Genomic DNA, 24,150 nt, shown 5'->3' with positions numbered 1-24,150 from the left:
CGCCCCGAACCAGGTCGGGGCTTCGGGACAAGAGACGCGCCGGCATGGCGGTGACCCTAAGTCGATTGCGAGGATTTTTCTCGGGTGGCCCGATCGACCAGGCGGATCGACCCGTTCGCGCCGCGCACGGCGGTCAACGGCAGCAGCGCCGTCGTCGCCGCGACGAAGCTGTCGATGTCACCGACATCGAACGTGCCACTGAACCGTGCCTCGGCAAACCGGTCCGCCTCGAGCCGCACCGGCCGCCTCGTATAGCGGTTCACCTCGGCCACCGCGCGCGCCAGCGTCCAGCCGTCGAGCACGATCCGTCCCTGCCGCCACGCCGTCGCTGCCTTGGTATCCACCCCCTGCACCACCGCCGCGGTGTCGCCGCGCAGCACCAGCCGCTGTCCGGGGCGCAACGTCGTCGGCGATGTGGCCCGCGGCGTGACCCGCACGCTGCCCTCGACCAGCGTCACGTCGACGCCAACGCCGTCCCGCCGCACCGCGAATTGCGTGCCCGTGGCGAGCACCTCCGTCCCGTCCGCCTCGACTCGGAACGGACGCGCCGTGTCATGAGCGACCGTGAAATACGCCTGGCCGTGCGTGAGCACGACGCGGCGTTCGTCCGTGTCGAAGCGCGTGACGATCCGCGTGTCGGTGTCGAGCGTTACCTGCGACCCATCCGCGAGCGCGACGACGCTGCGTTGGCCGATCGCGGTCGCATAGTCGTTCGCGCCGGGGCGCATCGCCCAATAGGTCGCACCGATGCCGAGCAGGACGAGCACGACCACCGCCAGCGCCGCGAGCGCCGGATGCGGGGGCCAGGCCAGCCCAAGCCAGCGCCGCCGCGCCTTGCGTGCCAGTGCGGCGTGCGTGACGGCGGCGATCGCCGGGCGATCGCCAAGGTCACCGGCGCGTGACCACAGCCGCTCGACCGCCGCGAAGGCTTCGGCATGGGTTTCGTCGCGCTGCCATTCGAAGAACGCCTGCAGGGTCTCGCGTGACACCGGCAACGACTTGAGGCGTGCGAACCACTGCGCCGCTTGTGCCTCGACGGCGTTTTCGTCGTGCTGATCGGGTCCAGTCATGAACGGCGCCACCTAGTCTCGTAGCCTGCTCGCGCAAAATGCCAGAGCCTTGCCCATTCGCCACTCGACCGTCTTCACCGAGATATCGAGGTGCGCGGCAATCTCCGCGTTCGTCATATGCCGAAACCGACTCAAAGCGAAGACGTCTCGATACGCATCGGGCATCGCCACGATGAGACGCTCGAGCTCGAGCGCGGCCTCCTGCTCCAGCAGCCCGGGCGGCGCCGACCCCGCCCCTGCCCCGGCGTGCGCGACCGACTCGCGATGTCGTGCCCGCACCGACTCGCGGCGTTTTCCGTCGCGGAACAGGTTGGTCGCGGTCTGCGACAGGAACGCCTTTGGATGGACGATCACCGTCCCCGGCTGGCGTGCCGCGCGCAGATAGGTGTCCTGCACGATGTCCTCCACATCCGCCGGCTGCGCGCGCAGCCGCCGCAGCAGGAACGTGCGAAGCCAGCCGGCATGAAGACGAAACAGGTCTTCAATACCTCGTTCGGTCCAACTTTCATTTCCCAGTTGCTGGTCAAGTTTCGGTTTGTAGCCGGCCAAAGCAAATCTCCATCCGAGCCGGATGCGAACCTTGCGAGGTTCTTTAGCGTGCGCTGCTTATACCGCATTTCTGACGAATAGGAACTATCGTTCCTGGCACGATCGTGCCGACGGCGGTGATGGTTCTTCAATGGACCTCAAGGACACGATGGCGGTGAATTTACGTCGTGTCCGGCACCAGAAGAAACTCACCCAGGAAGAATTGGCAGACCGTGCAGGCTTGAGCACACGGTATGTTGGCGCCATCGAACGCGCTGATGTTTCGGCAAGCGTCACGGTGTTGGGCAAGATCGCGGACGCGCTGGAGGTAAAGCCGAGCGTCCTGATCAGTTAGGCGAAGGCAGCTCCCGCAATCCTGACGCTACACAGCCAGATACCCGTATACTTGGGCGCCTCGCGCTGACGCGCGACCGCGCTCTATGGTTCGGGCAGGCCCTCGCCACCGAGCCTCGCGACGCGAGTCTCGGCCCGAGGTAACGATCGCTTGCGCATACGGCCGGACGATCGTCCGACCTGACGCGGACGCCGCGCCCCGGCGCGGCGGCTTTGTCTGTGCCTCTCCCGTTGCGGCGGGTGCGGGCGGCGCTCCCGGCTAGGCCCGGCGCGGCCGGCGGCAACCCCTGCGCTCGCGCTTCGGGGTGCTCCACTGCGTTTCGCCCTCTGATCCACCCCGTCGCCCAAGCGCGACGGGGCCCCGGGAGGTGCCGCCAGCCGCTGGAGCCGGGCCTCTTGGTCGCTTTTTGCCGCCCACCCCCGCCTTCGCGGGGAGGCTTTGTGCCTTTTGGGGTGGCGAGGAGGAAGCCATGCCGAAATCACCCCGCCAGAGCGTCCGCCGCAAGGGTGCGGCCGAAGACCATCAGGCCGGGAACCGGGTCAACCTCTATGACGCGGTGACCGCGCGGATCATCACCGAGTTGGAAGCTGGACGCCTCCCGTGGGTGCAGCCCTGGGGCGCGAGCGGTGGGACCGGCCCCAGCTTGCCGCGCAACGCGCTCACCGCGCGCAACTATTCCGGCGTCAATGTCCTGATCCTGTGGGGCGCCGTCATTGAACATGGCTGGCCCTCGCAATCGTGGCTGACCTTCCGACAGGCACAGGAAGCGGGCGGATGTGTCCGCAAGGGCGAGCGCGGGCAGTGCGTCGTCTACGCCGACCGCTTTACGCCCGAGGCCGAGCGGGAACGCGCCCGCCGGACCGGCGATGACGCCAAGGCTATTGCGTTTCTCAAGCGCTTCACCGTTTTCAACGTGGCGCAATGCGACGGGCTTCGCGAGGGATTGGCGTCCGATCCGGCACCCCTACCCGAGCGCGAGGTCATCCCCGTCGCCGAGGCGGTGATTGCGGCATCGGGTGTCGATTTCCGAATCGGCGGGACGCGCGCTTTCTATGCGCCCGCGCAGGATTTCGTGCAGGTGCCTCCGCAGCCCGCCTTCTTCGAGCAGGTCAATTATTACCGGACCTGCCTGCACGAGCTGACTCACGCCACGGGCCACGCCAAGAGGCTGGGCCGCGACCTGACCAACGGTTTCGGCAGCAAGGAGTATGCCCGCGAGGAACTCATCGCCGAAATGGGTTCCGCCTTCCTGTGCGCCGCGCTCGGCATCGTGCCGACTGTCCGCCATGCCGACTATATTGGTTCGTGGCTTGAGGTGCTGCGCGAGGACAATCGTGCCATTTTCCGCGCCGCGAGCGCCGCCACCAAAGCCGCCGACTGGCTGCTCGCGCGGCGAGCCTGTCCCGAGCAAGGTAAAGGGGCCGAGGCGCAGGCCGCGCGGGCTGACGGAAGGATCGCGGCATGATCCTCTTGACCCCCGAGCTTCGTTTGGCGCTCCGTGCCAACGACCTTTCCCGCCGCGCGTGGGATAAGACGAGCCAGCGCTTCGATCCGCCGCCCGTGGTCAAATTGTTCTCGCCCATAGGCGCGGCGACATGGCTGGCGACCGAACTGGCGGAAGACGACGACACCCTGTTCGGACTCGCCGACCTTGGCTTCGGCTGCCCCGAACTCGGCTATTTCAGCCTGTCCGAGATCGCCGCCGTGCGGCTGCCCTTCGGGTTGGGGGTAGAGCGCGACCTGACCTTCGAAACCACCTTTGCCCTGTCCGTCTGGACCGACTGCGCGCGTCGCGCCGGTTCGATCCTGTCGGCGCAAACTCATCTCCGCCGTGCCGCCCAAGGCGGATCGACGCCCGGCACGGACCCCGATCTTCCGCAGCATTCCGGCGAGCCGGACGGCGGATGAGGGTTCCCATCAAAGTACGACTTTGATGGGGTCCCTGACGCGCGGGCGGCGCGCTTCGCCGCCATCCCGAAAACCGGCCGCGCCAGACTTTGCACGAACGACGCGACCGGCCCTCACAAGGAGTCTGATCATGACACTCGTTTTCCTCTCGCCTGACAAGCTGTCCGTCAGCAAGACCAATATGCGCTACAGCAAAAAGGCGCCCGACGTGTCCGACCTGCTGCCAACCGTGCGCAAGCGCGGCGTCATCCAGACACTGCTGGTGCGCCCCAATGGTGAGGATGGCCATTTCGAGATTGTCGCGGGCGCGCGGCGCTTCCATGCCGCGCGGATCGTCGCCGAAGAGCGTCGGCTGGCTGAAGGCGACGCCGCCGAGGCCGAGCCGCTACCCTGCCGCATCCTCGCCGAAACCGATGACGCCGCCGCGATCGAGGCGTCGATGATCGAGAACCTCGCCCGGCTCGACGCCGACGAGGTCACCCAGTGGGAAACCTTCACCCGGCTGGTCAAGGAAGGCCGCAATGTCGCCGACATCGCCGCAACCTTCGGGCTTCCCGACCTCACCATCGCGCGCGTGCTCGCGCTCGGCAATCTGCTGCCGCGCATCCGCAGCCTCTATGCGGCGGAGAAGATCGACCGCGGGACCGTCCGCCACTTGACCCTTGCCAGCAAGAGCCAGCAGCGGAACTGGCTGGCGCTGTTCGACGATCCCGATAGCTATGTCCCGACCGGTCACCAGTTAAAGGCGTGGCTGTTCGGCGGGCAATCGATCCCGTCCCGCTTCGCTGTGTTCGATCTCGACACCTTCAAGGGTGTGACCATCGCCGATCTGTTCGGCGACGACCGGTATTTCGCCGATGCCGATGCGTTCTGGACCGCGCAGAACGCAGCCATCGAGGCCCGGCGCGACGCCTATCTGGCGCAAGGCTGGAGCGATGTCGTGATCGTTTCCCCGTCGGAGCATTTTCATAGTTGGGAGTATGAGAAAGCCGCCAAGCGTAAGGGCGGGCGCGTCTATATCGACGTCCGTTCGACCGGCGAGGTCATCTTCCACGAGGGCTATATCTCCACCAAGGAAGCCCGCCGCGCCGCGCGCGGCGACAGCCCCGAACCCGCGAAACCTGCGCGTCCCGAGGTCACATCGACCCTGCAGACCTATCTCGACCTGCACCGGCATGCCGCCGTCCGCGCAGCGCTGCTTGGGGCGCCCGGCGTCGCTTTGCGGCTGATGGTCGCTCACGCCATCGGCGGCTCGCACCTGTGGCGGGTGTCGCCCGAACCGCAGGCGACGCGCAACGATGCGGTCCGCGAAAGCGTGGAGACCTGTCGCGGCGAGACGGTGTTCGACGAGCGCCGCCGCGCGGTGCTCGGCCTTCTCGGCTTCTCGCCCGAGGCGCCGACCGTCACCGGCGGCAATGGCGACGACTATGGCGTGGTGGGCATCTTTCTGCGCCTGATCGACCTTCCCGACGCGATCGTCATGGAGATCATCACCGTCGTCATCGGCGAGACGCTGGCGAGCGGCAGCGCCGCCGTCGCCGCGGTGGGAACGCAGATCGATGTCGACATGGCCGATTGGTGGCAGGCCGACACGGCGTTCATCGAACTGATCCGCGACAAGGCGGTGCTGTCGAAAATCGTCGCCGAAGTGGCGGGCGAGACCGTCGCCGCCGCCAATGCCGGCGAGAAGACCAAGACCTTGAAACGCATCGTCCGCGACCATCTCGATGGCGCGGACGGGCGGACCAAGGTCACGCGCTGGGTACCGAAATGGTTGGCCTTCCCAGCCTCGGCCTACACCACGCGCGGTGGTGTCGGCACCGTCGCCGCCCATGCGAAGGTCGAAGCGGCACGGACCTCAGAGTCGGAACCCGACGCCGGACCGGAGCCGTTCGCGCAGGCTGCATGACGATAGGCAGGCGGGAGCAATCCCGCCCGTCGCTCGGTCCCCGTAATTCGGCCGCGTGGCCGAGCCCTCTCGGCTCGGCCACGCGGATTTTTGCATTGCACCGTCTACCCCGTCTATCCTCCCGCACGCCTTTCGCGAGGGGACAGCGCCGATGCAATCCGAGGCCATCGTTTGCGAGGTTCGCTATCGACTCGATCCGCAAAAGCGCGCCGAGTTCGAGGAGTATGGCCGCGCATGGGTTCGGTTGATCGAACGGTTTGGCGGAACCCACTACGGCTTCTTCGTGCCACGTGCCGCCCCAAGCAACACGACGATCAGCTTTCCGGGCAAGGGTCGGCACGGTGAAGCGGACGTCGCCGTCGCCCTGTTCGGTTTCCCGAATGACGCCGCCTATCGCCGATATCGGATCGAGCTTCCGCTCGACCCCGAGGCCGCCGCCGTCATCGAACGCTTCGCCGAGCCGCCCTTCGAGAGCTACGAGCGGATCTTCCTGCAGCCGCTCTCGGGCCAGCTGTGAAGACCGATTGCGGAGGCAGTCACAGCGTGCGCGCCAACGGCAGGACGACGTAGCGCGTAAGCGGCGCGAGCGGCAGTCCGGCAGCGTCGGCAACGCCGACCCACAGTGCTTCCGCAATCTCCGCCTGCGCCATCGGCGCGACCCGCACGCGCATATGAAAGAGCTCCGCCTCGACAATCGTATTGCGTTCGTTCGCCGCCGACGCAGAAAAGCACCCGAGGTACCGGACATCTTGTGTGCACACCTCTAGTCCGATCTCCTCGGCCAATTCGCGCCGGAGCGCGGCCAAGGCGCTCTCGCCCGCCTCGATCTTTCCACCCGCCTGCATGAACCACCGCGTGCCCGTCTTTCTCACGAGCAGCAGACGACCGGCCTCGTCGTCGATCAAGGCCGCAGCGATGCGGATCGTTCTGGAAGCGGCTTCCCCCATTGCGCTCAATCGATTGCCGGCTCGGGGAGGCGACAGATATCGATCCACTTGCCCCCGACGACGTCCGCCAGCCGGTCAGGCGATACCGCGACCGAACTGTTGAGCGAGCCCGCCGCAGGATAGACCACGGCGAAGTCCTGGAGGCTTTGATCGCAATAGATCGGGAGCGCCGTCGGGAGCCCGAACGGACAGACACCACCGACCGGATGACCAGTCACCTCGAGCGTTTCGCCGGGATCGAGCATCCGTGGCCGCCCGCCAAGCGCTGCCTTGGTCTTTCGATTTGTCGAGACGCGTGTCGCCGCGCGTCACGAGCAGGACGACCTGCTCGTTAACCCGAAACGCGAGCGTCTTGGCGACCTGGCCGGGCGCGACGCCCAGCGCAATGGCAGCTTCGGCCACGGTCGCCGTGCTCTGTTCGACGACGATGATCGGAAGATCGGGCGCACGTTCGGCGAGGTCGGCGCGGAGGATTCATGGCTCATCAGAGCTGTGGATAGCCCAGAAACGCGTGATGCCCAATGCGCCAAGTCGCTATGCTGATCTGGCGATTGTCGGTGATCTCCGATGCTGATCGTGTCCGCCCCGGTGGCCTCTCTTCATGGCAGATCTGGCGCTGTGCGGGCTTGTCCGCGCAACGGCGTCGCCGACTTTCTTCCCCGCCCTCACGGGCTCCTCGCGAAACAAGAAAGCCGGCTTTGGCCGTCCTTCGCTGGCGCTCCGGCCTACGCTCACCCCATCGCTTTTGCGATGGGGACCCCGAGCAGGTGCGCGTCGCCCGTCCATCGCCTGATCGACTGCCATCGAGGCCGCATGGGGCGGCGTCGAGACAAGCATCAGGAGACGTCACATGGCACAGATCGGCAGCTTCACCCGCGGCGAAAACGGCATCTACACCGGCGAAATCCGCACCCTCACACTCCGCGTCAAGGCGAGCATCCGCCCCAGCGCACGCGATCACGACAAGTCGCCCGACCACCGGGTCGTCGCCAACGGCGTCGAGTTCGGCGCGGCCTGGACCCGGGCGGCGCGCGAGACCGGCGCGGAATATCTGAGCCTCAAGCTCGACGATCCGTCGTTCCCGGCACCGATCTACGCGACGCTCAGCCAGGGCGATGACGGCGAGCACAAGCTCATCTGGTCACGCTGAATCCGCCCCCCCCCGCGCGCCACCGCGCGCGGGAGTTTTCGTTTCTCTACCGGGTGTGTCGAAAACCGGACCAGCGATTTTCGACGCTCCGCAGCCGGTGTCCCACCCGCCATCCCCGGTGTCGGGAACGGCAGTGTGCCGTCCCTCACAGACACGGACAGGCATCATGGATAGCGACGACGACATCTCCCGCGCGAACCGCGCCAAACGCGGTTCCCCCTACCTCAACACCGACCAGGCGGCGGCCTATCTGAAGTTCTCGAGCCGGCTGCTCAAGCGATTGCGCCGCGCCGGCAAGGGGCCGGTGTTCCGCCGGCACAGCCGCTTCGTCCAATATCATATCGACGATCTCGACGCATGGTCGAAGGCGCAAGCGGTCGGAGGCGGCGATCATGGCGAAGCGTGACCTGCGCCGCGCGGCCACGCCGCTGCTGGAATGGGGCGAGCAGCTTCGCGCCGCCAAATACCGTCGCCGCATCATCGGCCGACGCGTGGCGGTTACGGGCATCGGCATCACCCTGCTCGGGCTGACGATGGCGTTTCCGCCCACCCCGCGCCTGGTCTGGAACGCCAGCGCCAGCGCGACGATAGGCCTCTACGCCGTGACCCCAGGCGCGGCGGTCTATCCCGGCGATATGGTGATCGCGCGCGTGCCCGAGCGTTGGCGGAAGCTGGCTGCACAGCGTCGCTACATCCCCGCCAACGTGCCCTTGGTGAAGCGCGTCGCGGCGGCGGCAGGCGACGAGGTCTGCGCGCTTGGCCGCGAGATCTTCGTCAACGGCCAATGGCTAGCCGAACGCCGCGTGGCCGACGCTAGCGGGCGCCCCATGCCGGCATGGAGCGGCTGCGTGCGGCTGCGCGGACGCCAGCTTTTCCTGCTCATGCCCCAGAGTCCCGCATCCTTCGACGGGCGCTATTTCGGTGTGACCGAAGAGGGATTGGTTGTGGGCAAGGCGCGGTTGTTATGGCCGCGTTGACCCGGGTGCTCGCGGCCAGTTTGCTGTTCGCTGCGCCCCCCGCGCGAGCCGGCGAGGTGGAGCGCTGGCGACCGATGATCGAGGAAGCATCGGCCCGGTTCGGTATTCCGATGCGCTGGATCGAACGGGTGATGCGCGCCGAAAGCCGCGGCCTGACGATGCTGAACGGTCGCCCGATCCGGAGCCGCGCCGGCGCGATCGGCCTCATGCAGCTCCTGCCCGCGACATGGGCGGAGATGCGCGCGCGGCTTGGATTGGGTAGCAATCCCGACGATCCGCGCGACAACATCCTCGCCGGCACATGCTTCCTGCGGCTGATGTACGACCGCTTCGGCTATCCCGGTCTGTTCGGCGCCTATAACGCAGGACCTGGCGTCTATGCCGCCTTTTCGGCGGGACGCCGACGGCTTCCCGGCGAAACGGTCGCCTATCTCGCCACCGTTGGCGGCGCGGTGAAACCAGGGTCATCGGCACCACATCCTGCGCCGCAACCGTCGCTGTTCGTCGTGGGTCGGCTCGCCGATCGTGACCAACCGCCGTCGACCCCAGTCGAAGGACCGGGCCTGCTGTTCGCTGTCCGGAAGGTCGCGCCATGATCGCGGGCGGTGGAGGGGCTCGTCTCGACAGGCCCAGCATGACGGCTGCCGAAGCGGCTCTCAAGGCCCGTGGGTGCCCCCCAATTTTCTGCGAAAATCGGTTCCCCCCACGTCCGCTTCGCGGCGCTCCGCTACGCTACGCGGCCCTGACAGCCGCTCCGCCACCCGTCTCCGAGATGCTGTTCTCACTTGGGAGAACGGACACGATGGAGAGGATCATGGGCGTGTTTCACCCTGTTTCGGTGGCGTCGGATCGCGTGATGGCGACGCTGGTTTCGGGGCTTGAGGTCGAATTCGGCCACACTGTCGCGGAGGCTCTGGCACACCGATTCCTGGAGGCTGAGGAGACCGATTTCCTCTGGGATGCGCGGGTTCAGGAGCGCTGGATCGGTGCCGACGAGAGCGGCGATGATGAGGACATCGAGCTGGATCGGGTTCGAATTTTTGGGCGGTTGGACGGTCGTTGGTTCGTCGCGGTGATGATCGTCGATGGCGATGGCAACGCACGCGACGTGATCGGAAAGCGCGAGTTCGGACGACGGCGGCAGGCATTGGCGGCGTTCGCGGATGGCTGAGGAACCGCACATTTCGGGCCGGGATGCGGTGCCGGATTGGCATCGTGTCCCGGCTTTTGTTTTGAGCCGAGGAAAGGGAGAGGGTCGGGAGGAAGCGGAAAAGCGAAAGCAAGAGAAAGGCAATGTCTCGCGATCATTGCCGCAGGATTGTCTGCACATCGTTTTTCTTGGAGACACGCCGCGAGCGCCACGAGACATGTTCGCGAGGATCGTCGTAAATCCGCCGTTTTTTGCGCGAATTCGCGGGATGTGCGACCAAGGCCGCCCGCGATGAGCGACGACGAAGACTTCACGCCGCGGCTCGGTCGGCAGCGCCAGCAAGGGGGAAAACGCGCGCGACGCTACCTTGGCCGCGTCGTTGGCGCTGCGATCCGCTCGGCCGAGAAAGCGTCGGTCAGGAGCCATCGGTTCGACGGCAGCCGCATCGGTCGTGGCGCCAGCATGGGGCGGCTGCTTTCCAGCCGCGACCGGTTCGGCGGCATGCGCGCGCGGCGCGCGGTGGTGAAGACGCGGCTGGTCCGCATCGGCAGCAAGGGCATGCCCGCCGCGCGTGCGCATCTGCGCTATATCCAGCGCGACGGCGTCACCCGTGAGGGCGCGCCGGGCGAGTTGTACTCGGCCGACCGCGACACCGCCGATGGCAAGGCGTTCCTCGAGCGTTGCGACGGCGACCGCCATCAGTTCCGTTTCATCGTCTCCGCCGAGGATGGCGCGGAATATCCCGACCTCAAGCCGTTCGTGCGCCGGCTGATGACCCAGATGGAAGCCGACCTCGGCACGCGTCTCGACTGGATCGCGGTCGATCACTTCAACACCGCCCATCCCCACACCCACATCATGCTGCGCGGCGTCGATGATACCGGTCAGAATCTGATCATCGCCCGCGAGTATATCGCGCACGGCATTCGCGAGCGCGCGGCCGAGCTGGTGACGCTCGATCTCGGGGCGCGTACCGATCAGGAAATCGAGGCGCGGCTTCGGCGCGACATCGGCGCGGAGCGAGTGACGGCGATCGACCGGCGGCTGATCCGGTCGATGGACGCCGACCACCTGGTCACTTCGGCGGATCGCGATCCCTTCCAGCAGTCGCTGCGCGCTGGCCGATTGCAGAAGCTTGCCAGCATGGGTCTCGTCGAGGATGTCGGCAGTGGCCGCTGGCGGCTCGCTGACGATCTTGAGGCGACGCTGCGCACGCTTGGCGAGCGTGGCGACATCATCCGCACCCTGCAGCGCGAACTGACCGCCCGGAATCTCGAGCGGCCGTGGATCGGGCGGAGCCGATTCGGGGCTGGGGAAACCGATCCGGCGCCGGTCGTCGGTCGGCTGATCGCGCGCGGCCTCGCCGACGAGCACCGCGACCGCCATTACCTGCTGGTCGATGGCGTCGATGGTCATGCCCATTATGTCGATATCGGGCGCGCTGACGCCATCGCACCGATCGCGGAGGGCGCAATCGTGCGGGTGTCGGCGCGAAGCCTGGAGGTCCGGGACGCGGATCGGGTCGTCGCCGAGGTGGCGGCGGCGAATGGCGGCCGGTATTCGGTCGACCTGCATCTGCGACATGACCGGTCGGTGACCCAGGCGTTCGCCGAAACCTATGTACGGCGGCTCGAGGCGATGCGGCGGGCGGGCGCTGGTGTCGCACGCGAGCCCGACGGAAGCTGGATTATCGCCACAGACCATATCGATCGCGCGGCCGCCTATGAGGCGCGCCGTCATCGCGACCAGCCGGTCGCCGTGGAGACCCTATCGACGCAGCCGCTCGATCAGCTTCGAGACGCCGACGCGGCAACCTGGATCGATCGCGAGTTGGCGTCACACGCCCCGCTGCCCATCTGGGACGCTGGCTTTGGGCGCGAGGTCCGGGCGGCGATGGCGGGCCGACGACAATGGCTGGTCGAGCAGCAGCTTGCCGATATCGATGGCGATGGCATTCGGCTTCGCGCCAACGCGATCATGATGCTCCAGCGACGCGAGCTACTGCGTGCCGGCGATGAACTGGCTGGGGAGTTGGGCAAGCCGTTCGTCGAAGCGCGCGCCGGGGAGGCGATCGAGGGGCGGTTGGTGGGCCGCGTGGATCTCGCCAGCGGCCGGTTCGCGCTGGTTGAGAAGAGCCGGGAATTCACGCTGGTGCCATGGCGACCCGCGCTCGATCGCCACGTAGGTCGCCCCATCGCCGGAATCGTGCGCGGCGACGGGGTAAGTTGGCGTTTCGGCCGCGAGCGTGCCGGACCCGAGATTTCGTGATGATCTCGCTTGCCGCATGGCTGTTGTCGTCCGAACCCTGGACGACAGACACTTTCCGCAGATGCTAAACAAAACCAATTTTTGCGGCTATCGGAATGCCGGAATTCCCCGCACGCGTCGGTAATACGCCATCACATAAATATTTACGAGACTTGCTTCATGGCCAGAATAGCCCTTTTCTTGTTGTTCTGCGCGGGTGCGTTCTGGTCGATCCCCGCATGGGCGAGCGGCGACGTCGGCTGCGCGCCTTCCTGGAAGCTCAACGCCGCGATGCACAGTGGGTGCGACGACACCGCGATGATCAGCCCGCGCAACGACAGCCGGATCAATCTGATGTTGCTGCTGGCGGATTTGCCCGGCGCACCGCCCCCGTCCATCCCGGCGAAGCCTTCGGTCTTCCTCGATATCACCTCGCTCGCGCCGTCATCTGCGGACGGCGGCAGCCCCTTTTATTCCGATGGTGAAGGTTCGCGCTGCCGAAGCAATGTGGTGGCAACCGCAAGTTTCGAAGCCGCGCTTCGCGCTAACCTCAAGATATCTGAACAGGAACGCGCCACCCTGATCGCCACCCGGCGCGGCCTTCAGCCGACCTGCACGCAGAACGGCACAGTCGACGCCGCAAGTGCCGCCACGGCGCGCGCGATCAAATCCTCTGCCGGCAAGGCCTTTGCCACTTATATCGACGCCGCGGCGGCATTTTATGCGGCCGACTATGACGGCGCGACCGCGCGCTTCACCGCGCTCGGCTCTGCTCGCGATCCGTGGCTGCGCGAGACGGCGCGCTACATGCTCGGCCGCGTCGCGGTGAACCGGGCGCAAGTCGATTATTATGACGAATATGGCTCGCCCAAGGAGGGGACGAAGATCGCGCCCAATCTCCTCACCGACGCGGAGACGGCGTTGCGCGGCTATATGAGGGCCTATCCCAAAGGCGACTATTTCTTCTCCGCCCGCGGGCTGCTCCGGCGCGTCTATTGGCTTGGCCAGGACCATGCGAAGATCGAGGCGGAATATACTGCGCTGATGGCGTTGCCGGAGGCGCAGCGCGGTATCGACGCGATGACGCTGGCACAGGAGATCGATGCCAAGCTGCTGTCCGCCGCCACGGCGGATACGCTACGTGATCCGAACCTTCTCGCCGTGTTCGACCTCATGCATATGCGCAGCAAGGGGTATGACGGTGAGCCCTGCTGCGCTCCCATCACCCGCGCAGCGCTTGAGGCGCAGCGCCCGAAATTCGCCAGCAAGCCCGAGCTGTTCGCCTACCTTCTCGCCCTCCACGATTACTATGTCGCGGCCCAGCCGGCGGAGGTCTTGCCGCTCGTCCCGGACGCTTCGCACCAGACGGATTTCACGTATCTCGCGTTCAGCCGCCAGATGCTGCGCGGTATGGCGCTCGACGCCAAGGGCGACCGCAACGCTCGCGGCTTCTGGATCGATCTTCTGGCCGGCGCCAAACGCGCTGCTCAGCGGCCTGTTGTCGAACTCGCCCTGGCGATGCACGAGGAACGCGACCACGCCCTCGCACGCGTCTTCGCACCCGGTTCCCCGATACAGACACCCGAGATCCGCGAGATCCTACTTGTCAATGTCGCCGACGCGACGCTGCTACGCCAACAGGCGCAGGCCGCAAGCGCGCCCGACCACGAGCTCGGCATCGCGTTGTTCACCTTGCTCTACAAGGAAGCCACCCGTGGTTCGCACCGCGACTTTGTCAACGATGTGCGCCTCATCCCCGCCAGCGCACCGAGCGAAGCGAATTCCTACGATATCCAGTCGTCTGAACACCTGCCCACGGCCCTCTTCACCAAGGGCAAAAACCTGGGCGATTATGGCTGCCCCCCGCTGCTGGAGACCCAGCGCCGCCTCGCCACCAGCGCGAACGATGCCAAGGCCATGATCTGCGTCGGCGAGTTCGTCCGCGCGAACGGCTTCGACGGGTTCTTCCTCGACAGCCAGCCTTCCGCTGACGACCTTGGCGGTACGCCTTCGCAGTTCACGGGCGCACCTTATTCGCGTCTGGACGCCTATCAGGCGGTGTTGGCCTCATCCAAAGCCTCGCCCGAGGACAAGGCGTATGCCCTGTACCGCGCGGTCAATTGCTATGCGCCGGGGCGGACCAATTCCTGTGGCGGAAAGGGGGTGGAGCCGGAAACCCGCAAGGGTTGGTTCCAGCGCCTCAAACGCGAATATCCGAATTCGTCCTGGGCGCAGGAGCTGCGATATTATTGGTAAGGGCCTGGGATGGTACCGGGTGCTACCGCTGCTGTTGCTGTCGGCGGCCCCGCCGCAGACGATGCCCGGTGCACGGGTCGATGCGAACCGGTATGATGCGTTCTGGCTTTGGGCTGGCGTCCGGCCCCAGCCGGCCCTCGCTCACGCCAGCCGGATCTATCTGCTTCAGGGCGCGGTCGTCGGGGGCGATGTCGCGCGAATGGTGGCACAAAGGCCTGCGGTCCCGCGCATCAGCCACGCGGAAGTATGGATGGTGCTGCGCGTGGAGACACTGGCCTGGACCCCGCAAATCGATGCGCAGTTGCTTGCGGCGCTCGAACGCTGGCAGCGGGCGGGAAACCGAGTCGCCGGCGTCCAGGTCGATTTCGACGCAAAAACACGCCATCTTTCCAGCTATGCGGCGTTCCTGAAGACTCTGCGGGATCGGCTTCCGCCGCAGTACAAACTCGGTATCACCGGCCTTCTCGACTGGAGCGCCAACGGTGACCCGGAAGGTCTCGAGAGGCTCGCGGGCGTCGTGGACGAGGTGGTCCTGCAGATCTACCAAGGCCGACACGTCATCCCGGGGTATCGCACCTACCTCGCGAAACTTGGCCGCCTGAAAATTCCTTTCCGCATCGGCATTCTGGAGGGCGGCGAGTGGACACCGCCGCCGGGCCTGGCCGCAAATCCCCGCTTCGAGGGCTATGTCGTCTTCCTTCTCAATCCAGACCGTGCGGAAACTCGACGACAGGCCTCATCCTGACGAGGTTTTGTCGGATATGATGGGCGACGGCGACATTTTCGGTCTCGCCACGATGGCGGTACCAAAGCAGCCCCACAAGGATCATCCGCGCTTTACGGCGGTGACTTTGCAGGCTTGGATCGGGCCCGCATCTCCCGGATCAGTCGCGGCACGCCGATGACGGTGATGGTTAGCCTGAGATTATAGGCGAGCGCCGCCAGACTGAACTCGGCTCTCACCTTCCAAACCGCGCATCAGGAACGCGCCCTGGTCTCCCGATTGATGCCGGGACCATTCGCTCTATTCCGCTTCGTTCCAGCGAGCTCTACGGGTCTCGGTAGGGTCGGCGCGAAACGCCTCTTTCGAGTACGCCCCAGCCTCCCCCGAACCGTGCTTGCACCTTTCAATGCGCACGGCTCTCCATTCTGTCGGGCATCCGACCACCATGGTGTACGACGTGACATTTGCGGCACTGAGCGATTGTGATACGCCAGCGCGCCGATTGTTTCACAGTGTCATTAGGTCGTCCCGTTTGTCTTTCAGACGGTTGGGATGATGCCTCTCGAGCGGCCGGCCGGTATCGCCACTTGCTTGGCATTCTCGAGCTTTGAGGCGGATACCCTCATGCGGATCCACAACAGCTACGAGATCGCGCAGACCCGCAAACGCGAGAGCGAAATCCATATTCGCCTTTCAGAGGCGGCGCTGACGAGATGCCCCCGTCAGCCCGACGCAACTCGCCCAGCCGACCGAGTCTCCGGGATGTAGGTGATCAAAGCCGGTCGATGCCCCCGTCGATCCGGCTCATCACTCTGCTCAGCGGCGCGCTCTGCTCAACCTTCGTCCAGATCAAGGAACGCCACCACGTCGTTCTCCGTCGCGAACCACAATCCCGCCTGCACATCCTCAGGCTGCTGACGCGCAACAGACAAAGCCTCGCTCATCGTCCCATAGAACAACGTCTGCGCCGCAGCGTCGTCCTCGCTAAGATGATACAGCCGAACGCTGGTGCTGGCGAAGGTCGTGCGCATTCCTAAGCCTTGGCGCCTAACGCGGACGGCTGCAAGGAGATGACAGCCCCGCGCTGATTGTTATGATTTGCGCGCGGTGCAGAGGGGGCAGTTCGCGGATGAGCAAATGGTTGGTGCCGCTTGCCATCGGCTTCCCGATCGGTGCCGTGCTCGCGTCGGCTCCCACGCTTCTTCGGCGAATGCTCATCCGGCGTGCCCGCAGCCGTCTCGCTCGGACCGGTTTGCGCCCCGGTCTGCGCATTCGCGTGATGATCACTCCGGACGACCATCCCGATTGGGCGCATCTTACGATCCATGTGCGCAATCGGACCAAGGATATATGGTGGTTCCAGCAAATCGACTTTCCTGCCGGGAAAGTCAGAGGTGTACTGAAGAGTGATCGCGTGTTCGCCAAGTTCGCCGGCGATCTATCCGCCGTTCCGACAGATGCGCTACCCGGACCCGGCCCGCTGCTGCCAAGCCGGTCGATCCATCCCGACGACAGGTCCACGGCGCATTTTACCGGGGTGGCGGATGGCACCTGCGAACACGCCTATCTCTACTACCCAGGTGAGCGCGATCCCATCGCCGTGAACGTCACCCTGCGGCCCATGGGCGGCGGTGGTCGCGCGATCACCGTGACAGCCGTCAGGCCGGTGTCGTGGTAGCATAACCCGGTTTGAGCAGCGCCATGTTGCAGCGGGCGTATGGGCGGAATAGCCTTAGTCCGCCGGATTGTTCGGCTAAGGAAATGCCATGTTCCGTACCGCCATGATTGCCATCGCCACGCTCGCCCTGTCGTCTGCGCCAGCCATCGCCGCGCCGTGCAAGGATGCCAAGGGCAAGTTCACGAAATGCCCGCAAAAGGCAGCCGCGCAGGGCGGCGTCACCAAAGATGCGAAAGGCAAGTGCCACATCGCGTCGGGTCCGAAGAAGGGCCAGTTCACGAAGTGCTGAGCTTTCGTCGCGCGCCGCTGGTCGTCTGATCCGGCGCGCGACGACCCAATCGCCCCATCCTCCACGCGCTCGATCGAGACGCTTCCCGAGATTCTACCGTTGTCTGTATCACCCAGGCAACATTGAAGATGCGACGACCACAACGCCGTGTCGCTTCTTCACTACAGTCAACTCGTCCCGAATCGCAACAATTCCCCCGTTAATTTTGCTGATTGTTCTATTATGCGACGAATTACTCATAGAAATGAGTACGTTCTGCACTTTAGCGCCTTAGAATGGCCAACACAACAAAGAGTCGCGCCCTATGAACCTCACAACAGATTCATGCCACCGGGAGGGCAATGAAAATGGAAATCGAGCCTACAGGAGAATTGTGGAATAGCGTCAGCCGTGGATCAAATTTGAACATACATGCGCAGACGCTGGCGTATGCGCGCAAGAAGTACGCTTTGCGCCGAAGGCGAAGTGTCATTCTTTCAGAAGTCGCCGATCTCTTTCACGACCCAGCGTGGGACATATTGCTGGATCTGTTCATCGCTGCCGAAACCAATGCGCAAATCTCTGTAACCAGCGCCTGTATCGCTTCCGGTGTGCCCTCAACGACGGCGTTGCGCACGCTGGCGACCATGGAAAAGCGTGGTATCCTCAAAGGTCAAAGTGACAGAGACGACGCACGCCGTCGTTTCGTATCGCTTTCAGACACGATGCGCGAGAAGATGCGAACATTGCTGATCCCTCGGTAACAGGGAGGCGACTCATCGGCACGCCGACGGCTTGATTGGATGAGTCGCCACAGGTTCCCCCGTCAGCGCGCGTGCGGAGATCATCGGCATTCGCCCATGCGATATTGCCGCCAATAGCGATCCCAGCGCACGGCAGCGCCGGCCGTGACCACTGCACACGATAAAGACCGGCCGTCCCCGAGCGTGCAGCGCGCCACGACGCGGCTGTAGCTCGTTCCCATGGGCTGACAGGTCATCGTCTGGTGCAGGACGATGCGCTCCACGATCTGCTGGCTGCGCGCGGCGGCTGCGTCGTTGCAGATGTAGTTCGCCCGGCGAGAGTCGGACCTGTGACACGGCGCGGCGCTCTCGAAATCCGGTGCTTGAACGCCGGCAATCCGCACCTTGATCCCATTCGAGCACCACAGCGGGCCGTCGCCGTCGTGGACGCGTGTGACCGTGCAGGAGAACGGACCGGCCGCCAACAGCGCCATCAGAAACAACATCGCGTCAAATCGCCATCCAGTCGCCTTCCGCATCGTCGATCGCCGCGAAGGCGTCGCCATCGGCTTGCTGACTTCTCAGGTGCGCCCGGACAGCTTCAGGATCGCCGTTCTTTGGAAAGGTGCGGTCTGCACGCGCAGCGTCAGCGATGCCGTCGACCCAATCACCACGATCGCGCTGGGTCAGCAACCAGCGCCCGAAGGCGAGCTTGGGTGTTGCCTGCTCGTCCTGATAATCCGCCATTTTTCAAACTCCTGCGACTCACCGGAAGCGGCATCGCACACGATCGATGTTCTCGCAATGTTCTTGCGAATCGCTCGGCGATGCGCGTAGCTGTTCGTCCGCCGCCGTGGCGGCTCGACATCAATGGAGCTTGAAAATGCAGCACGACCTGCAACTGCGTGCGGCCGCGCGCGATCTATAACGCCTGCTATCCGTCCGAGGATTGGGCACCGGTCGGGTTCGATGATGCCGAGCGCTTCAAGACGATCCACTATCGGCAGGCCGTCGGTGCAGCTCAACAGGCGCGTGCGGTGCTGGCCGATCGGGCTGACCAGCCCGCGCTGTTCACAACCTCTCCGGCGCACGCCTGAGCGTGTCTAGGGACGCAATCGAGACGGTGAACTGGCTGGCGCACCGCTGGCCCATCAAGAAGCGGACGCTGCCTTACGGCGGTTGGACCATTCATATCGGTGAGATCGATGGCCAGCGGGTTTTCCAAGCCAATGACGCAGACGAATACGATCAGAAGGTGAAGCTCCAGCGCCCCGTGTGCTTGGCCCGTTTCATCGCCGGATACAGAGCGATCCACCCCGCCGCTGTTCTCGTTGTGGCGGATACCTTTCGCCTTGGTCGTATTCCACCCGAGCTATGGTGCGGCTACGATGTCACGCACCTGGTAGATATGCCGGCGATCACGCTGCTCTCCGCGAAGGCTCGTGCGGTATTCCCGAACTGGCCGCAGGCGACGATCCGTGCCGTCCGGCAGGAAGACGTGCCCGGTCTCAATCTTGTCGCGGCACCGGACGCGCGCGGGCCAAAGCTGCGCGCGGTCGCCTGAGCGTGGGACGGTACGATGCCGATGGCGGCCAGGTTCCTACCACGCTGTTCGAAGCGGCAGCGTTTCACCGAACGATCAAGGCGCATTGCCCATCCTGTGGGCGAGAGGCAGTGTTCCACGCCGCCGCTCTTTGGTGGTTGTTCCATCGGAAGCGTTGGCCCGTGCATCTCGACTTCGTTCCGGCCCGGCTGCGATGCACCGGCTGCGGGCGGCGCGGCGTCTCAATCCGAACCGGGAGAGACGCACCTACGGTGATCGATCTGCCGATGCCAGATGCGTTCGAGTGGAAGCGGGCGGTGAGCCTGTTTCGCTCGTAAATCTCGCCGTTTTCGGATCATATATGCAGGGGCTTAAGACTTCAGCCTGACGTGGGGATCACGACGTTACGGTAAGCGCCCTCCGCGAGATACCCGCGCATCTGAAAACGATCCGCCTTGAAATCCACTGTCGAGCACTTCGTCATTGCATCTTTAAGTGGAGCAAAGGCCCCAAACTCCGCCCGACTCTCAACGGGTGTGTTCAATAGCAATTTTACCGCTTCAGGCTTCTCGTGAGCCACGCACTGTCCGAATAGCACGAGAGCGATAACCGTACGCTGCCTGTCCGGCACGCTGGACAGTGCCTCCCCCGATGGCGCATCAAAAGTGTATTTGACTCCAGCACGATGAAGTGCCTTTTGGTCTTCCTTCAAGAGCAATTCTGCTACGGTTCCACGCAGCAAATTGGCTCTGAATTTGAGCATGCCGCCATGTAGGCAACTAGAGGTAGAGATACGAACAGCCTGTTTATTTTCCTCTTTGCTCTCAGGCAGCGTGCTTAAAAACTTGATCGCATCTGACCGCTGTTCGGCGACACAATGCCCAAACTGGTCCAGGGTCTTGATTGCTTCGGCACTACGGTGAGGTTCCTTTGCCTGGGCGGCCGACGCCGCTACGCAGACCACAAGTCCGGTTATGACGCCCCGCATTTTTTGCTCCGAGAACGCGCGCTGTTAGTCGGAGCATCTTGCTCCCGAAGAGCGGCATCGCGCAAGCCCGCGTCAGGATGCAATCAGATCAATGCGGGCGTGATCATCAGATCTTTGCGCTTCAACCACGGCTCGCTCGTCCGCTCCATTGCGATCAGGTGATCCGGGAAGCACCGCGCCTGCAACGTAAGCGCGTCGTCGAAGCTGCCATGCAACCAGTCGTCCCATTCGCCCGCATGCAGCAGCACCGGCATTCGGTCGTGGACGGGGCGAATTGCCTCGTTGCAGTCGGTCATCACGCCTGAATAGACCGGTCCCCACTCTGCGCTGTCGCGCCACAGACCAGCCCAGGCAAAGATCGGCTGATCGACGACGGAGAACCAGGTCCGCGTCTTCCTGCCTTTTTGTCCCTCCGCTTCGGCAAAGGCGGTAAGCGGGATGAGACAGCGCGATTTCGGCTTTAAGGCCAGACCCTTCCACATCGGCTTTGTAAGGTCGGCGATGTTGTTGACCGGCTTTGGCTTGGCGGTCGGTGCCATCGTCTTCAGCCGAAGCGGAAAACCCCACGTCATCGACTGCGCGATGCGCTGACCGTCGGCCTCACGCACAACTACGCCAGGGGCGCCAGGATAGACGTCTTCGCCGGCATTCGACGCAACGCAATTGGCGATACCGAAATGGGCCGCGACCTCCGCCGCGGATGTCCGAAGAGTGTAAAGGTTGCAGATGTGGACAACTCCTCGCCTGCACGGCGCTAACAGATTTCTGACCCGATTGCTTGCTATCAGATGTGCGCCTATTTGGGCGGGGCCAACTCGCTGGATGTACGATATTAACGCCATTCGAGCGGCGGGGTTTGTCGGCCCCATAACCGACGAGAATGCCGAAGCGGCGCCGCTGGCGGATCGTGCTGCAACACGAATCCGCAGGCGTCACGCCCGGAGACTAAGCCGGACCAACTCCATCGGCCGATATGAGATTATCGGCGACCAGCGTACCAATCACCCGCACGCGCTTTTCGACGAAATCGACCGGCACCCGACGCAGTTCCAGCGCGTAACGGCCGCCGAGGTCGCGGCGAAGATAGAAGCCGCTACCATCGCGGACCAGCGTACCCGTCTCGTCGATGCGGCTTCCGATGCGGTCCATCCGTTCGCGATACCGGTTGATCGCGCCGAACTGCAAGGCATCACGGCACGTTGATCGATCAAGCCTGTGACGCTCTCCGCCGAAGCATACAAGGATGGTCCAGTGCGTCGCCGCCCGAATGGACGCCCTGCATCACACCAACGAGATTTGCATGGGTACCGACATCGTCTGGTAGCGCGAAACGTCCGATCATCTGCCACGCCCCCTCTCCAACTAAAGCAGGCAGAGGCAGCGTAAGGGTCAGTTCGCCAGGCGACACGTCATAGTGTCCGATCGGCACACCAGTACGCGCTAGCGCCACCACACCACCGCCCAGCACAATCTCGTTGCCGCACGCCTCAGCCGGGCGATCGTTGCCAAAGTCGATCAGCCAGCGCCCGTCGATCGAACCAGTCACGGGCATTGTTCCTCAAAACCATGCTTGCCCGAGCATAGTACAAACGAGCGCTGCGTAGGGAAACCGTGTGCTGCCTGAACATTGTCGCTTGATCCTGTTCAGCAACCATGCCGCCTCCCGCTCGTATCTCCTCGACAGGCCATCCGGGTCGAGAGGATCTCAAATGAAGATCACCCATATCGTCGCCGCTGCTCTGATGGTTCCGGCATTGGCGTCTCAGGTGCCGCATCAGCGCAGATGAACACCGGATCGTACGCACCGCGCGGCGAGCACCGCATGGATCATCGCAGTGGCGACATGCGCGATCACCGCGACGACCGCAATGATCGCCGCCGCTGGAACCATGGTCGCCAGCAGTGCCGCACCGAATGGCGGCATCATCGCCGCGCGCGCATCTGCCGCTGATGAAGAGCTGGTCGGGAGGAACGCAAATGCGATCCTCCCGACCGTTCGGCCCATGGAGCCGAAGATCGACGAGATGCGGGGAGAGGCGTTCACCCGCAACGCCGATACCCTTTACTGCGCCGGGATCGGTTCCGCAGTGAAGGCCGTCACGATCTGTCCCGGTGACATCGTTGCCGAGTGCCCGCTGATGAGAATGGACCCGAGCAGCGCAGCCACGGTGTTGCCTTTGCCCTCCTGGCGGTACTTGCCTTTCAGCTTCCACTCGTGGCCATCAGAACTCACCGTGAGGAAGGTCACCTCGAACTTGGCGGATTTCCCGCCGATCGCCTTGCCTGTCTTCCAGGTGATTTCGCCGACGACCGGCGCACCCCGCCGAAGCACGACCGTGCCGCCCTCGACTACATCCGTTGCGAGCTGAAAGGCGACCTTATCGCCCGCTTTCATCTTCTTGCTGGTAAGCTCACCGGACGGCGTCACATTAATGATCGTGTCCGGTGGCAGAATCGTCGCCCCGAATGCTGGCGACGACAGAACCGCGCCGGCCGCCACAGCGACCGCATACATTTTTCTAATCATTAATCCCCCCCGGTAATCGTGCCGAAAACCTCGGCAGCAGTGATGCTATCCCATTGCGCAGCGGGCGGCAATTGTCGGCGTCTTCGCATTTACGTCCCGGCACGGCGGTATTTCAACACGAGCGAGAGTACCGGTCATGATCGAGAACGGTGGTTCCCGTCACGTACGAGTCGGTGCGTGTCACGGATGCCGCGTATCTGGCTGAAGACGCCGAAGCGCGCGCGGGGTAGTTTCACCTTAAGCCAAACGCTTTGACGGCCGAGCGAACTGCGGAAGCTCATCCATTACCATCGGCGCCTGAAGACGGAATGCGATCTGAAGGATCCTCGTTTGATGTTTGGCGACAACACGGCAAATCCACATTCGAAGATCCCGTTTCGAACGAAGATTTGCACTGATGGCGATTCTTCGTCAGAGCAGAGTTGTCCGATACTGGATATCCCCTTGGTCGCAGCGAAACATCGCAGAAATACATATGGACATATTGATATGGAAGAAGAAACCGTGAACCCCGTCGAGCTCGCCACCGAACTGACGATCGCGTGGCTCGGCAATCAGAACAATCGCGTGTCGGCCGACGATGTGCCGGCATTCCTGCGCACGATGCACACCACAATCGTCGAACTCGGTTCGGGATCATCGGCAGCGGACGCGTCGGGTGGTGAAGCCGCACCCGCGGAAGAGTTCACGCCGGCCGTCTCGGTGCGCAAGTCACTGGCCTCGAAGGATCACATCATCTCGATGATCGACGGCAAGCCCTACAAGACGCTGCGCCGTCATCTTTCGACGCATGGTCTGACCGACGTGCAATACCGCGAGCGCTACAATCTGCGTTCCGACTACCCAATGGTTTCTGAGAACTACTCGCTCGCCCGTCGTGAAATGGCGCAGCGGATCGGCCTTGGCCGAAAAGGTCGTGGAGGGGCAACAACGCCCAACGAAGCTCCGGCCGCCAGCGACGAGAGTCCGGCACCCGCGCCGGCCAAGCGCACACGTCGCAAAGCTGCTGAAAACGCCTGATGTTCTGCTCGCATCATCCGGAAATGCTGGGTGATGCGAGTCGGCAGCCTCCTGGTCTGGCTTTGCCGCGGTCAGCATAGAACCGGTAATCACGCTTGAGTTGCTGACTGCGCGCCACGGTCTACCCACCAGCGTTAATGACATTCAAACCGCGGCTGGTGC

General features: G+C 64.2%; 31 protein-coding genes and 1 pseudogene. 19 read left to right on the top strand and 13 right to left on the bottom strand.

Features of this window, described 5'->3' with window-relative positions; translation table 11 throughout:
- Positions 1 to 56 precede the first annotated feature (56 nt).
- Both J0A91_RS10960 and J0A91_RS10955 read right to left on the bottom strand, forming a co-directional pair.
- The gene (locus tag J0A91_RS10960; protein ID WP_069207237.1) at positions 57 to 1,070 is read right to left on the bottom strand and encodes a FecR family protein; all 1,014 of its coding nucleotides are present in this window, start codon (positions 1,068 to 1,070) and stop codon (positions 57 to 59) included.
- A gap of 12 nt (positions 1,071 to 1,082) precedes the next feature.
- The gene (locus J0A91_RS10955) at positions 1,083 to 1,619 is read right to left on the bottom strand and encodes an RNA polymerase sigma factor (RefSeq protein WP_169833129.1); all 537 of its coding nucleotides are present in this window, start codon (positions 1,617 to 1,619) and stop codon (positions 1,083 to 1,085) included.
- A gap of 130 nt (positions 1,620 to 1,749) precedes the next feature.
- Here J0A91_RS10955 and J0A91_RS10950 point away from each other — a divergent pair, with 130 nt between their 5' ends.
- From J0A91_RS10950 to J0A91_RS10930, 5 genes are all read left to right on the top strand, one after another.
- Positions 1,750 to 1,953 carry a helix-turn-helix domain-containing protein gene (locus J0A91_RS10950; RefSeq protein ID WP_069204941.1) on the top strand — a complete coding sequence of 68 codons (204 nt, stop codon included), beginning with the start codon at positions 1,750 to 1,752 and terminating at the stop codon, positions 1,951 to 1,953.
- Positions 1,954 to 2,422: 469 nt separating this feature from the next.
- On the top strand, positions 2,423 to 3,418 hold the full coding sequence (locus J0A91_RS10945) for an ArdC family protein (RefSeq protein WP_069204940.1): 996 nt from the start codon (positions 2,423 to 2,425) through the stop codon (positions 3,416 to 3,418).
- The gene (locus J0A91_RS10940; RefSeq protein WP_069204939.1) at positions 3,415 to 3,861 is read left to right on the top strand and encodes a DUF2958 domain-containing protein; all 447 of its coding nucleotides are present in this window, start codon (positions 3,415 to 3,417) and stop codon (positions 3,859 to 3,861) included. Before J0A91_RS10945 ends, J0A91_RS10940 begins: the two co-directional genes overlap by 4 nt.
- 130 nt (positions 3,862 to 3,991) lie before the next feature.
- Entirely contained in the window at positions 3,992 to 5,770 is a 1,779-nt protein-coding gene (locus tag J0A91_RS10935; RefSeq protein ID WP_069204938.1) for a ParB/RepB/Spo0J family partition protein, read from the top strand.
- Between the two features lie 55 nt (positions 5,771 to 5,825).
- The gene (locus J0A91_RS10930; RefSeq protein ID WP_206365021.1) at positions 5,826 to 6,287 is read left to right on the top strand and encodes an NIPSNAP family protein; all 462 of its coding nucleotides are present in this window, start codon (positions 5,826 to 5,828) and stop codon (positions 6,285 to 6,287) included.
- 19 nt (positions 6,288 to 6,306) lie between these two features.
- On the opposite strand, the gene J0A91_RS10925 is transcribed toward J0A91_RS10930, so the two are convergent.
- A complete protein-coding gene (locus tag J0A91_RS10925) occupies positions 6,307 to 6,717 on the bottom strand; it encodes an NUDIX hydrolase (RefSeq protein WP_069204936.1) in 411 nt (136 codons plus the stop codon).
- Between the two features lie 5 nt (positions 6,718 to 6,722).
- Positions 6,723 to 7,119, bottom strand: a pseudogene (locus tag J0A91_RS10920) (YbaK/EbsC family protein).
- Positions 7,120 to 7,567: 448 nt separating this feature from the next.
- On the opposite strand from J0A91_RS10920, the gene J0A91_RS10915 reads away from it, so the two are divergent.
- From J0A91_RS10915 to J0A91_RS10880, 8 genes are all read left to right on the top strand, one after another.
- Entirely contained in the window at positions 7,568 to 7,867 is a 300-nt protein-coding gene (locus J0A91_RS10915) for a DUF736 domain-containing protein (RefSeq protein WP_069204935.1), read from the top strand.
- A gap of 166 nt (positions 7,868 to 8,033) precedes the next feature.
- On the top strand, positions 8,034 to 8,273 hold the full coding sequence (locus J0A91_RS10910) for a helix-turn-helix domain-containing protein (protein WP_069204934.1): 240 nt from the start codon (positions 8,034 to 8,036) through the stop codon (positions 8,271 to 8,273).
- Positions 8,260 to 8,844: a S26 family signal peptidase gene (locus J0A91_RS10905; protein ID WP_069204933.1), complete on the top strand. Its 585-nt coding sequence runs from the start codon at positions 8,260 to 8,262 to the stop codon at positions 8,842 to 8,844. The genes J0A91_RS10910 and J0A91_RS10905 overlap by 14 nt, the downstream gene beginning before the upstream one ends.
- Positions 8,832 to 9,440 (top strand): lytic transglycosylase domain-containing protein, encoded by a 609-nt coding sequence (locus tag J0A91_RS10900; RefSeq protein ID WP_069204932.1) that lies wholly within the window; start codon positions 8,832 to 8,834, stop codon positions 9,438 to 9,440. The genes J0A91_RS10905 and J0A91_RS10900 overlap by 13 nt, the downstream gene beginning before the upstream one ends.
- Positions 9,441 to 9,478: 38 nt before the next feature.
- Positions 9,479 to 10,015: a hypothetical protein gene (locus J0A91_RS10895; protein ID WP_240502263.1), complete on the top strand. Its 537-nt coding sequence runs from the start codon at positions 9,479 to 9,481 to the stop codon at positions 10,013 to 10,015.
- A gap of 270 nt (positions 10,016 to 10,285) precedes the next feature.
- The gene (rlxS, locus tag J0A91_RS10890) at positions 10,286 to 12,262 is read left to right on the top strand and encodes a relaxase/mobilization nuclease RlxS (protein WP_069204931.1); all 1,977 of its coding nucleotides are present in this window, start codon (positions 10,286 to 10,288) and stop codon (positions 12,260 to 12,262) included.
- 9 nt (positions 12,263 to 12,271) lie between these two features.
- Positions 12,272 to 14,497, top strand: coding sequence for a PA5441 family protein (locus J0A91_RS10885; RefSeq protein ID WP_150126895.1), 2,226 nt, complete (start codon positions 12,272 to 12,274; stop codon positions 14,495 to 14,497).
- Between the two features lie 19 nt (positions 14,498 to 14,516).
- Positions 14,517 to 15,242, top strand: a complete 726-nt coding sequence (locus tag J0A91_RS10880) for a DUF3142 domain-containing protein (RefSeq protein ID WP_240502262.1) — start codon at positions 14,517 to 14,519, stop codon at positions 15,240 to 15,242.
- Positions 15,243 to 16,054: 812 nt separating this feature from the next.
- Here the strand turns inward: J0A91_RS10880 and J0A91_RS10875 are convergent.
- Entirely contained in the window at positions 16,055 to 16,252 is a 198-nt protein-coding gene (locus J0A91_RS10875; RefSeq protein WP_069204928.1) for a hypothetical protein, read from the bottom strand.
- 98 nt (positions 16,253 to 16,350) lie between these two features.
- On the opposite strand from J0A91_RS10875, the gene J0A91_RS10870 reads away from it, so the two are divergent.
- The 3 genes from J0A91_RS10870 (at position 16,351) to J0A91_RS10860 (ending at position 17,931) form a co-directional block, all read left to right on the top strand.
- On the top strand, positions 16,351 to 16,899 hold the full coding sequence (locus tag J0A91_RS10870; RefSeq protein ID WP_069204927.1) for a hypothetical protein: 549 nt from the start codon (positions 16,351 to 16,353) through the stop codon (positions 16,897 to 16,899).
- Between the two features lie 88 nt (positions 16,900 to 16,987).
- Positions 16,988 to 17,188: a hypothetical protein gene (locus tag J0A91_RS10865; RefSeq protein ID WP_069204926.1), complete on the top strand. Its 201-nt coding sequence runs from the start codon at positions 16,988 to 16,990 to the stop codon at positions 17,186 to 17,188.
- Between the two features lie 341 nt (positions 17,189 to 17,529).
- Positions 17,530 to 17,931, top strand: a complete 402-nt coding sequence (locus tag J0A91_RS10860; protein WP_083224633.1) for a hypothetical protein — start codon at positions 17,530 to 17,532, stop codon at positions 17,929 to 17,931.
- An 80-nt stretch (positions 17,932 to 18,011) separates the two neighbouring features.
- Here J0A91_RS10860 and J0A91_RS10855 read toward each other — a convergent pair whose 3' ends face one another.
- On the bottom strand, positions 18,012 to 18,416 hold the full coding sequence (locus J0A91_RS10855) for a thermonuclease family protein (protein WP_069204925.1): 405 nt from the start codon (positions 18,414 to 18,416) through the stop codon (positions 18,012 to 18,014).
- Between the two features lie 4 nt (positions 18,417 to 18,420).
- Complete coding sequence (locus J0A91_RS10850; RefSeq protein ID WP_069204924.1) at positions 18,421 to 18,657, bottom strand: hypothetical protein; 237 nt, start codon at positions 18,655 to 18,657, stop codon at positions 18,421 to 18,423.
- A gap of 158 nt (positions 18,658 to 18,815) precedes the next feature.
- On the opposite strand from J0A91_RS10850, the gene J0A91_RS10845 reads away from it, so the two are divergent.
- Positions 18,816 to 19,007 carry a hypothetical protein gene (locus tag J0A91_RS10845; RefSeq protein WP_069204923.1) on the top strand — a complete coding sequence of 64 codons (192 nt, stop codon included), beginning with the start codon at positions 18,816 to 18,818 and terminating at the stop codon, positions 19,005 to 19,007.
- Positions 19,008 to 19,033: 26 nt separating this feature from the next.
- Complete coding sequence (locus J0A91_RS10840) at positions 19,034 to 19,474, top strand: hypothetical protein (RefSeq protein WP_069204922.1); 441 nt, start codon at positions 19,034 to 19,036, stop codon at positions 19,472 to 19,474.
- 358 nt (positions 19,475 to 19,832) lie between these two features.
- On the opposite strand, the gene J0A91_RS10835 is transcribed toward J0A91_RS10840, so the two are convergent.
- The 6 genes from J0A91_RS10835 to J0A91_RS10810 form a co-directional block, all read right to left on the bottom strand.
- Positions 19,833 to 20,441: a hypothetical protein gene (locus J0A91_RS10835; protein ID WP_150126894.1), complete on the bottom strand. Its 609-nt coding sequence runs from the start codon at positions 20,439 to 20,441 to the stop codon at positions 19,833 to 19,835.
- 83 nt (positions 20,442 to 20,524) lie between these two features.
- Complete coding sequence (locus tag J0A91_RS10830; RefSeq protein ID WP_083224630.1) at positions 20,525 to 21,283, bottom strand: SOS response-associated peptidase; 759 nt, start codon at positions 21,281 to 21,283, stop codon at positions 20,525 to 20,527.
- Positions 21,284 to 21,386: 103 nt separating this feature from the next.
- Positions 21,387 to 21,626, bottom strand: a complete 240-nt coding sequence (locus J0A91_RS10825; protein ID WP_420852821.1) for a DUF5818 domain-containing protein — start codon at positions 21,624 to 21,626, stop codon at positions 21,387 to 21,389.
- 22 nt (positions 21,627 to 21,648) lie between these two features.
- Positions 21,649 to 21,987 carry a hypothetical protein gene (locus tag J0A91_RS10820; protein WP_150126893.1) on the bottom strand — a complete coding sequence of 113 codons (339 nt, stop codon included), beginning with the start codon at positions 21,985 to 21,987 and terminating at the stop codon, positions 21,649 to 21,651.
- 228 nt (positions 21,988 to 22,215) lie between these two features.
- A complete protein-coding gene (locus J0A91_RS10815) occupies positions 22,216 to 22,368 on the bottom strand; it encodes a hypothetical protein (protein WP_169833128.1) in 153 nt (50 codons plus the stop codon).
- Positions 22,369 to 22,503: 135 nt separating this feature from the next.
- Positions 22,504 to 22,956, bottom strand: a complete 453-nt coding sequence (locus tag J0A91_RS10810; RefSeq protein ID WP_069204919.1) for a hypothetical protein — start codon at positions 22,954 to 22,956, stop codon at positions 22,504 to 22,506.
- A 501-nt stretch (positions 22,957 to 23,457) separates the two neighbouring features.
- On the opposite strand from J0A91_RS10810, the gene J0A91_RS10805 reads away from it, so the two are divergent.
- Positions 23,458 to 23,988 (top strand): Ros/MucR family transcriptional regulator, encoded by a 531-nt coding sequence (locus J0A91_RS10805; protein ID WP_069204918.1) that lies wholly within the window; start codon positions 23,458 to 23,460, stop codon positions 23,986 to 23,988.
- Positions 23,989 to 24,150: the final 162 nt, after the last annotated feature.

Source organism: Sphingomonas panacis, assembly GCF_001717955.1.
Lineage (GTDB): Bacteria > Pseudomonadota > Alphaproteobacteria > Sphingomonadales > Sphingomonadaceae > Sphingomonas > Sphingomonas panacis.
This window is presented reverse-complemented; position numbering and strand designations above follow the sequence as displayed.